An 11929-nucleotide genomic window follows, 5' to 3' on the forward strand; every position below is an offset into this window, starting at 1 on the left:
CTGAGACAGGGTGAAGTTCGGTTCGCCATCGGTCAGGCGGCTCCAGACGAAGACCATTGCGGTACAGGGTGCTGCGGCCAGCAGGATCAGCCCGGCGATGTAGCTCTCGATCTGGCCCTCGGGCAGCCAGGGGCGGAACAGCCAGCCGATGAAGAGCCAGCCCAGCAGCGCCATCGAGAAGGGCTTCACCAGCCAGTTCACGCCCAGCGTCACGGCGATGCCGCGCCAGTGCCGCGCCACCTGGCCCATGGCGCCGAAGTCGACGCGCAGCAGCATGGGCACGATCATGGCCCAGATGAGCAGGGCGACGGGGATGTTGACCTGCGCGACCTCCATCCGGCCGAGCGCCTGGAAGGGGCCCGGCAACACGGCGCCGAGCGCGATCCCCGCCACGATGCAGAGGGCCACCCAGAGGGTCAGGTAGCGCTCGAAGGTGCCCATCGCCTCCCGGCGCCGCTGGATGGCGGCCTCGCCCTGCGCGGCCGCGCTCATGCCGCGCTCCCCGGCGCGACGTGGCGCCCCCGTTCGCCGATGACCTGCGGCTCCTCGCCGCTGTTGCGGATGAGGCCGAGGACGTTGCGCGACGTCCCGCAATCAGGGTTGTGGTAGATGGTGACGGTCACGGGGGTCTCCGGACGTGGTCGTGGTGTCAGGCGGCGGAGGCGCCCTCGGGCGCGCCCGCCGCGGCGGGGTCGCAGGCCGGGGCGCAGCTGGCCCGGCCGCCGCAGCAGTGCTCGGTCAGGTAGGCCACGAGCCCGTTCATGGCCGCCGGGGCCATCGCGTAGATGATCTGGCGGCTGACCCGGCGCTGGGTCACCAGCCCGGCGTGCAGCAGCGCCTGCAGATGGAAGGTCAGGCTGGAGGGCGGCAGGCCAAGCCGCTCGGCAATAACCCCCGCGGGCAGGCCGTCGGGTCCCGTCTCGACCAGGAGGCGGTAGGCGGCGAGCCGGTGCTCGTGCGCCAGGGCGGACAGGGCGGCGACGGCCGAAGCGGCGTCCACGGGGCGGCTCCATTATTCAATGAAACTCGAAATATGCCTCCCAGGGTCGGCCGTCAAGTTCAGCTACGACTTTAAACGAAATGTCGTACTTATTGCTGGAACCTTGCCGCGGCCAGTCTCGTTGCGACGGCGGGGAGCGCCCCCGTCTGCCGCTCGCGCTGATGGGGCTGGGCATGTCGGAGGTGTCAGACCACCGCCCGCCGCGCCTCGGCTCCCGTCGGCAGCAGGAAGGTCAGCGCCGCGCAGGCGGCCAGCATGGCGGCCGAGCCCCACAGGCAGCCCTGCAGCCCGGCGTACTGCGTCAGGCTGCCCGAGAGCAGGATGCCCATGAGCCGCCCGGCCGCGTTCGCCGCGTAGTAGAAGCCGACATCCTCGGCCGCCTTCTCCGAGCCTGCGTAGGCCAGGATGAGGTAGGAGTGCAGCGAGGACAGGACGGCGAAGGCGAAGCCGAAGATCGCCAGTCCGACCACCACGACGACGTCTGGGCGCGCTACGGTCTCGGACGCCAGCACGAGAGCCAGGACGGCCGGGATCGCCGCGAGGGCGGCGCACCAGAGCCGGGCCTCCGGCACTTCGCGGGACAGCCCATCCGGGCTGCGCCGGACCACAGACGGTGCCAGCGCCTGCACGCCGCCGTAGCCGATGGTCCAGGCAGCGAGGAAGCCGGACACCTCGAGGAAGCTCCAGCCACTCGCGTACAGGAACACCGGCAGGCCGACCACGAACCAGACGTCGCGCGCGCCGAACATGAAGATGCGGGCGGCGGCCAGCAGGTTGATGGCGCGCGTCTTGGCGAAGAGCTCCCTGAAGCTCTTCGATGCCTTGGCCTTGCCGAGTTCCCGGGGCAGCGACAGAAGGACGCCCGCGAGCGCGGCGACCAGCAGGCCCGCCATCAGCCACAGTGCGGGGCGGAAGCCGACGAACTGGAGCAGGAGGCCGCCGACGAAGAAGCCGAAGCCCTTCATGGCGTTCTTGGAGCCGGTGAACCAGGCCACCCAGCGGAAGAGCTGCCCGGCGCCCTGCTGGGAGGTCGCCTTGATGGCCGACTTCGAGGCGGTCTTGGTCAGATCCTTGGCGACGCCCGCGATTCCCTGCGCGGCCACCACCCAAGCGACCGACGCCGCGGCGCCCCAGCCCGGGTCCAGCGCCGACAGCATCAGCAGGCCGACGATCTGGAGCGACAGCCCGATGGTGAGCATGCGGGGGATGCCGAAGCGCGTGGCCAGCCAGCCGCCACCGAAGTTGGCGAGGATGCCCGCCGCCTCGTAGAGCAGGAACAGGAAGGCGAGCATGAAGGGGGTGTAGCCGAGCTGATAGAAGTGCAGCAGCACCAGCATCCGGAGCGCGCCGTCGGTGAGGGTGAACCCCCAGTAGGCGCCGGTGACGACGAGGTAGTTGCGGAGGGCCGACATCAGACCCCCCGCTCCATGACGATGTTGGCCAGGTCCACCATCCGGCAGGCGTAGCCCATCTCGTTGTCGTACCAGGCGTAGACCTTCAGCAGCGTCTCGTCGGTCACCATGGTGCTGGGGCCGTCCACGATGGCGCTGCGGGTGTCGTTGGCGTAGTCGGCCGAGACCAGCGGCCGGGTCTCGAAGCCCAGGATGCCCGCCAGCGGACCCGCGGCGGCCGAGCGGAACAGCTCGTTCACCTCGGCCTCGGTCGTCGGGCGCCGCAGCTCGAAGACGCAGTCGGTGAGTGACGCGTTCAGCACCGGGGCGCGGACGGCATGGCCGTTCAGGCGGCCCTTGAGTTCGGGGTAGATGAGGGTGATGGCGGTCGCGCTGCCGGTCGTGGTCGGCTGAAGCGAGAGCATGGCGGAGCGCGCCCGCCGCAAATCCTTGTGCGGCGCGTCCACGACCACATTGGTGTTGGTCGGGTCGTGGATGGTGGTGATCTGGCCGTGCCGGATGCCGATCGCCTCGTGGACCACCTTCACCACCGGCGCCAGGCAGTTCGTCGTGCAGGAGGCCGCCGTCAGCAGGCGGTGCCGCTCCGGGTCGTAGCGGTCGTCATTGACCCCGACCACCACGTTCAGCGCGGAGCCGTCCTTCACCGGCGCCGCGACGATGACGCGCTTCACCCCCCGCTCGAAGTAGCCCTGGAGCTGCTCCCGCTTGAGGAACTTGCCCGTGCACTCCAGGACGATGTCGCAGCCGAGGTCGCCCCAGGGCACCTCGGCCGGGCTGGCCTCCGCGCTGAAGCCGACGCGGCGGTCGCCGACGGTCAGGGCACCCTCGCCTTCGAAGCCGATCCGCTCGCGCCAGCGGCCGTGGATGCTGTCGAACTCGAGCAGATGCGCGGTCGCCGCGGCGCCGCCCTTGAGCTCGTTCACGTGGACGATGTCGAGCCGATTGCCCGCGCGCGGATCGTCGCTCTCGCGGACGACCCCGCCCAAGGCGGCGCGCAGCGCCAAGCGCCCGATCCGGCCCATGCCGTTGATGCCGACGCGCATCTCAGCGCCCCCCCGCCGTTGCCATGCTGCCGCCGCCGAGCTCGTCCAGGCGGGCCTTCAACGCCATTCGGTCCAGCGAGGCGAAGGGCAGGCAGGTGAAGATGTCGATGCGGCGCTTCAGGCTGGCGTAGAGCTCGTTCAGCAGGAGTCCCCGCTCGACTGCGCTGCCAGTGAACTTGTTCGGGTCGGGCAGCGGCCAGGTGCCGGTCACCGCCGTGTTTCGGAGGTCCGGGCAGCCCTGGTCCTCGAGGATCTCGCAGAGAGCGATGACGAAATCCATGCGCGGGGCGTCCGGCCCCGTGAAAACGTCCCAGGACTTGCAGTGCAGGCCAGAAACGTCGTGGCCGAGCCGCCGGAGCGTGTCGACGATTCCGTCCAGCGGCCGCGACGCCGGGTCGGCCCCGGCCGAGTAGGCGCGGAAGCGTGCGCCGCCGACCTTGGTGAGGATGGCCTCGGCCATGATCGATCGCGCGGAGTTCCGCGTGCACAGGAAGAGCACGTTGAAGGCGGGGGTCATCGAGACGCTCTCCTCGGGGATGTCGGGCAGCAGGCGGGCGATGTCGCCGCAGAGCTCCGGGCGGCCGGAGCAGCAGGCCTCCGTCAGGAAGACCACCAGCTCACGGAGGGCCGCGACGCGGGCGGCGTGGATGATCTGGCGGCTCTGCCGCGTGGACTGGGTCAGCCCGGCGCGCTCGAGGGCGCTGAGGTGGAACGACGCCGTCGAGGGGGGAAGGCCCAGTCGGTCGGCCACCTCACCCGCGGGCAGACCGCTTGGTCCCGCCTCGATGAGGAGACGCAGAGCGGCGAGACGGGTCTCCTGCGACAAGGCTCCGAAGATCTGGGCAGCTGCTGTTGATTCCATATTTCCATTATAGCCGTCGGATTGGGTGTGACCAGTGCACATGGCCGCACGACGGGGGCGGCGCGACCGGCTTGATAGGAGGGCTGGAACAAGCGGGCCTGGATGGCGATATGCCTCTATGGTAAGTGCATATGGCCGGAGACCCGCGATGACCCTGTCGGACCCATTCACCCTCGGCTTCATGGCCACCCTCGACGAGGGCGACCTCGGCCTGGTGGACGCCGTGCGCGAGGGGCTGCCGGTGCACGTGGTGGACGACGTCCTGGAGACGGGGCGGCTCACCGCGGCCGAACTCGACCGACTCGCGCTGCCCCGGAAGACCCTGGCGCACCGCCGCTCGCTCGGCAGGCTGTCGGCGGAGCAGTCCGACCGCCTCGTCCGCATCCTCCGGGTGATCCAGGAGGCCGAGGAGACCTTCGCCAACCCCGAGAAGGCGCACCGCTGGCTGCGACGGCCGACCTCGGCGTTGGCCGACAACGCCCCGCTCGACCTGCTCGACACCGACGTCGGGGCCCGCCGCGTGGAGACCCTGCTCGGCCGCATCGCCCACGGCATTGCCGCTTGATCCAGGCGTGGCGGGTCTGCCGCGCGCCCTACGCCGACCTCTCCGGCGAGGGCGCGCGGCGGTTTGGCGGGCGCTGGAACGGCCCTGGCCAGCCCATGGTCTACATGGCCGAGCACCCGGCCCTCGCGGTTCTCGAGGTGCGCGTCCACCTCGACCTGCCGCCTGACCTGCTGCCGGACGACTACGCCCTGATGCGGGTCGACCTGCCGGACGAGCCGCCCGACGAGGTCACGGCCATGCCGCCCGACCCGCGGGCCGTGGGCGACGGCTGGCTTCGCTCCGGCCGCACGGCGGTGCTGCGGGTGCCCTCCGTCATCGTGCCGACCGCAACGAACCTGCTGCTGAACCCGCGGCACCCTCGCGCCGCCGACGCGCAGGTGTCGGAGACGCGGCCGTTCCAGTTCGATGCCCGCCTGTGGCGTGGCGCCCAACCGGGCACGCCCAAGCCTCCCTGACGTGGCGTACGTGTCGTCGGAAGCGTGCCTCGATGAAGTCCCCGGACCGTCACGCACCCGGCACACCGGCTGCCCATATGGAAACTGCCCGCATGGGAGAGGAAGCCGTCATGCAGTGGGTCACCGCCGCCGTCGCGCTGGGTCTGCTAGCCGGGGTCTCGGCGTGCGCCCAGCCTTCCAACCACCAGGTAACGCCCGCCTATCGCGATGTGGCTCCTCCGCATTTCCACGATAGGCCGTCGCTCCATCGGCACAGGGATCAGGCAGCCGCAAGGGTCGTTGCGGCCGCTGAGCGCGTGATCCCTGGAGGCAGGCCACGCGCGGGGGCACGCCTCGTGGCTGGCTGACACGTCGGTTCCTTGGGGCCGGGCAGCCCTCGGACGGCCCGGCCTGGCGGTCGGATCCCAGCCCCCGCGTCACCGTCCAGGCTGGCGGCACCCCGCCCAGGGGGTCGAGATGCGCGGGCGCACCGTCCCCCGCCCGGGCGGCCGCGGCGCCCGGACGGTACGGCCAAGGGCCGTCGCCGTACATCGGGTCGAAGTGCGAACCCTCGTCGCGCCGTCGGGCGGCCTGGGCAAGCACCCGGCCTCCCTTGGCAGCGTTGTCCGCGGTTGCCGGGGGCGCGAGGGTGGAAGCTTCCGCCAGGACGGCGGCGGGAACGCTGAACGGCATCGGCGGGCTCGCGGCGTCCGGCCAGCCGGTCGCACGAAGCCGTCGGCCGCCGCTGCGCCAGCCCGAAGTTGGAGTAACTTCACGGCGGCGGGGTTGGCGCGGGCCGCAACGCGACCGACGGCTCCCGGTCGGGTGCCGTGGCGCCGCGGCTCCCTGGCCACGCCTTGCGGCTCGAGGGAGGCTCGATGGATGAGGGAACCGAGGGCCCCGCCCGGGCCGCCGAACCTGGCCGGGGCGGAATCCTGACCGCTTCCCCGCCGGGGGATGCCCACCGACCGTCCGCAAGGGAAGCCGGGAGCGCGGGCGCTGGCCCGGCCCACCGGGGCCAGCCGGGACGGCACCGGAGGCGGCGCAGGGGGCGGACGCGGCTGGCCGCGGCCGTCGCGGCGCTTGTCGCCTGGACCGCGGCGGCGGACGCGCAGGGGGGACGCAAGCCGGGCGAGCCCAACGTCGGCCCACCCGAGGCGGCGCTGTTCCCCGATCTCGCGGCGCGGCAGGACCGCCTGGAGGAGCAGGGTTGGCTGGTGCGCGGCCAAGCCACCTTCGTCCTCCAGGGCCACCCCCGCTTCCGTTCGCCCTACCGAGGCGAGAACAGCCTGAGCCCGGCCGCCAACGCCCGAAACACCTTCTCGACCGACCTCGTGCTGGGGCGGCGGCTGTGGCAGGGGGCGGAGGTCATCCTCGACGCCTCCGTAACCCGTGGCTTCGGCCTGTCCAACTCGACCGGCGTCGCCGCCTTCCCGAACAACGAGGCGTTCCGGCTGGGCTCGACCGAGCCCTACTTCTACGTGCCGCGGGCCTTTGTGCGGCAGACCATCGGCCTGTCGGAGGACACCGTCGAGACCGACGACGACCCGTTGCGCTTCACCGGGCCCCTGCCCCGCGAGCGCCTCACCATCACCGCGGGCAAGTTCTCGGTCTGGGACATCTTCGACGACAACCGCTACGCCCACGACGCCCGCACCCAGTTCCTGAACTGGGCCCTGGTCGGGGCGGGCGGCTTCGACTTCGCCGCCGACGCGCGCGGCTGGACCTACGGCACCGCGCTGGAGTGGGAGAAAGAACGGCACCTGGGGCCTGCGCGCGGGCGCCTTCCAGGTCTCGCGGCGAGTGAACGGTCTGTTCATGGACCCCGCCCTGACCCGCGCCTGGCAGGTCCTCGGCCAAGTGGACCACTTCCATGAAATCGGCGGCCGCCCGGGTGCGGTCAGGGTGATCTATGGCGCCTCGCGCACGCGGCAGTCCAGCTGGGGCGAGCTGTTCGAGAACGGCTTCGACACCTTCGAGAAGAACCCCACCGGCTACCGCCTGAAGCACATGCTGGCGCTGAACCTCGAGCAGGAGATCACGGACGACCTCGGCGCGTTCGCGCGGCTCTCGTGGAACGACGGCCGGACGCAGAACTGGATGTTCACCGAGATGGACCGGGCGGTCTCGGCGGGGCTGTCGCTGCGCGGCCTGCGCTGGGACCGCCCGGCGGACACCGTGGGCCTGGCCACGAACATCGGCTGGATCTCCGAAGGGCGGCGCCGCTACCTGGAGGCGGGCGGAATCGGCTTCATCACCGGCGACGGACGGCTGAACTACGCCCCGGAGTGGGTCACCGAGCTCTACTACGATGCCCAGGCGGCCCCAGGGCTGAACGTTGCGCTGAACTACCAGCTCGCGGTGAACCCGGCCTACAACGCCGACCGAGGACCCGTGCACGTCCTCGCCGTCCGCCTGCGGACGGCCTTCTGAACATGGAGCCCGCCGCGTTTTCCTGACACAGGCATGCCAGTGGAGGCACATGTCCAGATCGGCCAGCGGACCTTCTTCCGCTACGTCATCCAGTCGCTGACCGACAGCTTCACCCGCGCGTTCGCTCAGTGGAAGCTACGCGGGGTAGGAGGACAGCCCCTTTCCGGATCCCGGGACCTTCGTGCCGTGCGCGGCAAGCCGACCGTCGGCATCGCGGTAGGCGAGGAGGCGGAGCGCGTTCGCGACGACGACCAGGGTCGAACCTTCGTGGAACAGCACGGCCACGCCGATCTGGAGCCCGAGCAGCGTCGCCGGGATCAGAACGGCGACCATGCCGAGGCTGAGCCACAGGTTCTGGCGGATGATGCGGCTGGTTCGGCGGCTCAGGCCCACGGCGAAGGGCAGGTGCCCGAGGTCGTCGGCCATGAGCGCCACGTCGGCCGTCTCCAGCGCCACGTCGGACCCGGCGGCGCCCATGGCGATGCCGACGGTCGCGTTGGCCATGGCGGGCGCGTCGTTCACGCCGTCGCCGACCATCGCCACCTTCCGCTCCGCCCGCAGCTTCCGGATCGCCTCGACCTTGTCCTCCGGCATCAGGTCGCCCCAGGCCTCGTCGATGCCGACCTGCCGCGCCACCGCCTCGGCCACGCGCCGGTTGTCGCCGGAGATCATGATCATGCGGGAGATGCCGAGCTCGCGCAGCCGGGCGACCACCCGGGCCGCGGGCGGGCGCGGCGTGTCCATGAGGCCCAGCGCGCCCAGGTAGCGCCCGCCCCGCCGCACGACCATCGTGGTGCGCCCCTTGCCCTCAAGGTCCTCCACCGTGCTCCGCACCGCCGCCGGGAGCGACGGCCCCTCGACCTCGGCGAACAGCGCGGCCTTGCCGACGAACACGGCTTCGTCGCCTATCCGGGCCGCCAGGCCGCGGCCCGTGATGCTGCGCAGGTCCTGGGCTTCGGGCGGCTCGGCGCCGCCGCCGAGCCGCGCCCGCCCGTCGCGGACCACCGCGGCGGCGAGCGGATGGTCGCTGAGCGCCTCGACCGCGACGGCGGTGCCCAGGAGTTCGCGCTCCTCCACGCCCGGCGCGGGCACCACGTCGGTGACGCGCGGCTTGCCCTCGGTCAGCGTGCCGGTCTTGTCGAAGGCGATGGCGCCGAGCGTGCCGAGGTTCTCCAGCGGCCCGCCGCCCTTGACCAGCACGCCGCCGCGCGCGGCCCGGGCGACGCCGGACAGGACCGCGCTCGGGATAGCGATGGCGAGCGCGCACGGGCTGGCGGCGACCAGCACGGCCATGGCCCGGTAGAAGCTGTCGCGGAACGGCTCGTCCACCACCACCCAGGCGAACAGCAGGAGGACCACGAAGGCCAGGACGGCGGGGACGAAGACGCGCTCGAAGCGGTCAGTGAAGCGCTGGGTCGGCGACTTCTGCGCCTCGGCCTCGCTGACCATCCGCACCACGCGTGCGAGCGTCGTGTCGGCGGCCCGCCGGGTGACCCGGACCTCCATCGCCCCGCTGCCGTTGATCGTGCCCGCGAAGATGCGATTCTCGGCCCCCAGCCTGTCCGGCCGCAGGGCGGCGCGATCGGGGTCGTCGACGGCCCGCTTGTCCACCGGCACGCTCTCGCCGGTGACGGGGGCCTGGTCGACGCTGCTCGTGCCGCGGACGACGAACCCGTCGGCCGGGATGCGGGCGTTCGGCCGCACGACGACGGTGTCGCCGACCGCCAGCTCCTCGACCGGGATCTCCCGCACCTCGCCGTCGCGCCGCACCTCGGCCGTCCGCGGGGCGAGCTCGGCCAGCGCCTCGATGGCGCGCCGCGCCCTTCCCATGGCGTAGTGCTCGAGCGAATGGCCAAGGCTGAACAGGAAGAGCAGCAGCGCGCCCTCGGCCCACTCGCCGAGCGCGGCGGCGCCCGCCGCGGCGACCAGCATCAGGGTGTCGATCTCGAAACGGCCGATGCGGAGGGAGTCGATTGCCTCGCGCAGCGTGTAGAACCCGCCGAAGCCGTAGGCGGCGATGTAGAGCACAAGCGGCAGCCATGCTGGCGCGCCGGTCGCGACGGAGACCAGGTAGCCGATGGCAAGCAGGGCCCCGCAGGCCAATGCAAAGATCAGTTCGGTGTTCTCGCCCAACACGCCGCCATGCGCGTGGGCATGCCCCTCCTCGTGGCGGTGCTCGCCGACGCCGTGTCCCGCTTCGTGCCTGTGCCCCTCGGCCTCGTGCCCGTGGTCGCGGCCGTGCGGCTCCCGCCCCTGCGCGCGGTCCGCCTCGCCCGGCTCCGGCCCGCGGACCTGCACGCGCATGTCGCCGAGCGCGCGGCGGAGGGCCTGCTCGGAGGTCGCCTCCCGGTCGAACTCGATCCGCAGCAGCCCGGACGCGGACGCCTCGGCCTCGACCACGCCGGGGATGCGCCGCAGCCGCTCGGAGACGAGGCGGGCGCGGCGCTGGTGGCGGAGCCCGTCCGCCTCCCAGAGCGCGTGGGCGAACCGCTCGGTCAGGCGGGCTCCGGTAGCCTCGGCGATCTCCCGCACCCGGGCGAGGCTCAGCACCTGCGGGTCGTAGTGGATGCAGAGCTTGGCGGGCTCCCCGCCGCATGCGGGCACGACATGCACCCGCTCCATGCCCTCTCGGCCCGACAGATCGCCGACGAGGCGCCCGACGCAGGCGTCCGCCTCGTCCGGCGCATCCGGGAGCAGGACGGGGAGGTCGAGGCGCAGACGCTGTGCTTCCTTCGCAATCATGGGCCCTCGGTTTTCGTGGAACGGGCGGGAAAAGCGGTGGAACAAGGGCGGAAACTTAGGCGGGAAAAGGCCGCCCGGCCACTCAACGTCCGGCCCTCCAGCGCCTCACCCGCCCCTCCGGGCGACAATGCCTCCGCCAGCGGCGCGCTGGTCCCGACGGCGCCGCTGGCGAAGGCGCGCCCGAGGTCGGCGGGTGGGTGCGAGTGCCCGGCCGTCCCGCCGTGGTGGTGTCCTCCGTGGCCGTGGTCATGCGGCATTCCGTCAGTCCTCCCTGCAGCCTCAACGCGGGAGGCCCGCCACGCCTGCCTGGCGGGCAGCGGCACGGGCGCCCGCGCCCGGCGGCGCGTCCCGGCCCCCGGCCCCGCGTCCATGGACGTTGGCGGGCGGCGGGAGCGCTGAACGGCATCGGCGGGCTCGCGGCGTCCGGGGCCAGCCGATCGCACGAACTCGTCGATGGCCACCGCGCCAGCCCGAACGTGAAGTAACTTCACGGCGATGGGGTTGACGCGGGCCGCAGCGCGACCGACGACTGCCGTGCGCCGCATCCGCGTCGCGCAGCTCGCTTGCCGTGCCTTGCGGCCAGAGGGAGGCTCGATGGATGAGGGAACCGAGCGCTCCGCCCCGGCCGCCGAACCTGGCTGGGGCGGGTCCTGGCCGCACCCCCACGGCCGGACGCCGACCGACCGTCTTCGAGGGAGGCGGGGAAATAGGACGGCGGCCCCGCCCATCGGGGCCAGCCGGGGCGGCACCGGAGGCGGCGCGTTGGGGTGGGCGCTGCTCGCCGCCGTCCTCGCGCCCCTGGCCGCCCCGACCGGCCCGGCTATGGCCCAGAGGTTCGGGAGTCCCGGCGCGCCGAACGTAGGCCCGCCCGAGGCGGCGCTGTTCCCCGATCTCGCGGCGCTGCAGGACCGGCTGGAGGAGCAGGGATGGCTGGTGCGCGGCCAGGCGACCTTCGTCCTCCAGGGCCACCCCCGCTTCCGCTCGCCCTACCGCGGCGAGGCCAGCCTGAGCCCGGCCCCGAACGCCCGTAACACCTTCTCCAGCGACCTCGTGCTGGGGCGGCGGCTGTGGACCGGGGCGGAGTTCATCCTCGACGCCTCCGTCACCCGCGGCTTCGGCCTGTCGAACTCGACCGGAATCGCCGCCTTCCCCAACAACGAGGCGTTCCGGCTCGGCTCGACCGAGCCCTCCTTCTACGTGCCGCGGGTCTTCCTCCGACAGACCATCGGCCTGTCGGCCGACACCGTCGAGACTGACGACGACCCGCTGCGCTTCGGCGGCCCGCTGCCGCGCGAGCGCCTCACCATCACCGTCGGCAAGATCTCGGTCTGGGACATCTTCGACGAGAACCGCTACTCCCACGACGCGCGCACCCAATTCCTCAACTGGGCTCTCGTCGCCGCCGGTGCCTTCGACTTCGCCGCCGACGCGCGCGGCT

Annotated in this window: 11 protein-coding genes and 1 pseudogene; 5 read left to right on the top strand and 7 right to left on the bottom strand. The window is 72.3% G+C overall.

Annotated elements, in window-relative coordinates:
• From NJ376_RS07960 to NJ376_RS07985, 6 genes and pseudogenes are all read right to left on the bottom strand, one after another.
• A partial coding sequence (locus NJ376_RS07960) for an arsenic resistance protein (RefSeq protein ID WP_370288080.1) occupies positions 1-492 on the bottom strand: 492 nt, incomplete at its 3' end.
• 38 nt (positions 493-530) lie between these two features.
• Positions 531-623 (bottom strand): annotated as a pseudogene (locus NJ376_RS07965) (arsenate reductase); the annotation flags it as partial.
• Between the two features lie 26 nt (positions 624-649).
• Entirely contained in the window at positions 650-1000 is a 351-nt protein-coding gene (locus NJ376_RS07970) for an ArsR/SmtB family transcription factor (RefSeq protein ID WP_252952710.1), read from the bottom strand.
• A gap of 185 nt (positions 1001-1185) precedes the next feature.
• Entirely contained in the window at positions 1186-2412 is a 1227-nt protein-coding gene (gene arsJ / locus NJ376_RS07975) for an organoarsenical effux MFS transporter ArsJ (RefSeq protein ID WP_252952711.1), read from the bottom strand.
• Entirely contained in the window at positions 2412-3455 is a 1044-nt protein-coding gene (locus NJ376_RS07980; protein ID WP_252952712.1) for an ArsJ-associated glyceraldehyde-3-phosphate dehydrogenase, read from the bottom strand. The genes arsJ and NJ376_RS07980 overlap by 1 nt, the downstream gene beginning before the upstream one ends.
• A 1-nt stretch (position 3456) precedes the next feature.
• Positions 3457-4281, bottom strand: coding sequence for a helix-turn-helix domain-containing protein (locus tag NJ376_RS07985; protein ID WP_252952713.1), 825 nt, complete (start codon positions 4279-4281; stop codon positions 3457-3459).
• A 184-nt stretch (positions 4282-4465) separates the two neighbouring features.
• Between NJ376_RS07985 and parS the strand changes: the two genes are divergently transcribed.
• The 4 genes from parS to NJ376_RS08010 all read left to right on the top strand — a co-directional run bounded on the left by parS (position 4466) and on the right by NJ376_RS08010 (position 7749).
• Entirely contained in the window at positions 4466-4882 is a 417-nt protein-coding gene (parS, locus tag NJ376_RS07990) for a type II RES/Xre toxin-antitoxin system antitoxin (RefSeq protein WP_252952714.1), read from the top strand.
• On the top strand, positions 4879-5337 hold the full coding sequence (locus tag NJ376_RS07995) for an RES family NAD+ phosphorylase (protein ID WP_252952715.1): 459 nt from the start codon (positions 4879-4881) through the stop codon (positions 5335-5337). The genes parS and NJ376_RS07995 overlap by 4 nt, the downstream gene beginning before the upstream one ends.
• Before the next feature lie 857 nt (positions 5338-6194).
• Positions 6195-7193, top strand: coding sequence for a carbohydrate porin (locus tag NJ376_RS28970; RefSeq protein ID WP_305879966.1), 999 nt, complete (start codon positions 6195-6197; stop codon positions 7191-7193).
• Complete coding sequence (locus tag NJ376_RS08010; RefSeq protein WP_252952716.1) at positions 7135-7749, top strand: carbohydrate porin; 615 nt, start codon at positions 7135-7137, stop codon at positions 7747-7749. Before NJ376_RS28970 ends, NJ376_RS08010 begins: the two co-directional genes overlap by 59 nt.
• Positions 7750-7884: 135 nt before the next feature.
• Here the strand turns inward: NJ376_RS08010 and NJ376_RS08015 are convergent, their stop codons facing one another.
• Positions 7885-10536, bottom strand: coding sequence for a heavy metal translocating P-type ATPase (locus NJ376_RS08015; RefSeq protein ID WP_252952717.1), 2652 nt, complete (start codon positions 10534-10536; stop codon positions 7885-7887).
• Positions 10537-11313: 777 nt separating this feature from the next.
• On the opposite strand from NJ376_RS08015, the gene NJ376_RS08020 reads away from it, so the two are divergent.
• A partial coding sequence (locus NJ376_RS08020) for a carbohydrate porin (RefSeq protein WP_252952718.1) occupies positions 11314-11929 on the top strand: 616 nt, incomplete at its 3' end.

Source organism: Siccirubricoccus soli (genome assembly GCF_024178315.1).
Lineage (GTDB): Bacteria > Pseudomonadota > Alphaproteobacteria > Acetobacterales > Acetobacteraceae > Siccirubricoccus > Siccirubricoccus soli.

Coding starts and splice junctions, on each gene's coding strand:
- arsJ (WP_252952711.1), bottom strand. CDS start 2,412: ATGTCGGCCCTCCGCAACTACCTCGTCGTCACCGGCGCCTACTGGGGG.
- NJ376_RS07980 (WP_252952712.1), bottom strand. CDS start 3,455: ATGCGCGTCGGCATCAACGGCATGGGCCGGATCGGGCGCTTGGCGCTG.
- parS (WP_252952714.1), top strand. CDS start 4,466: ATGACCCTGTCGGACCCATTCACCCTCGGCTTCATGGCCACCCTCGAC.
- NJ376_RS28970 (WP_305879966.1), top strand. CDS start 6,195: ATGGATGAGGGAACCGAGGGCCCCGCCCGGGCCGCCGAACCTGGCCGG.
- NJ376_RS08010 (WP_252952716.1), top strand. CDS start 7,135: ATGGACCCCGCCCTGACCCGCGCCTGGCAGGTCCTCGGCCAAGTGGAC.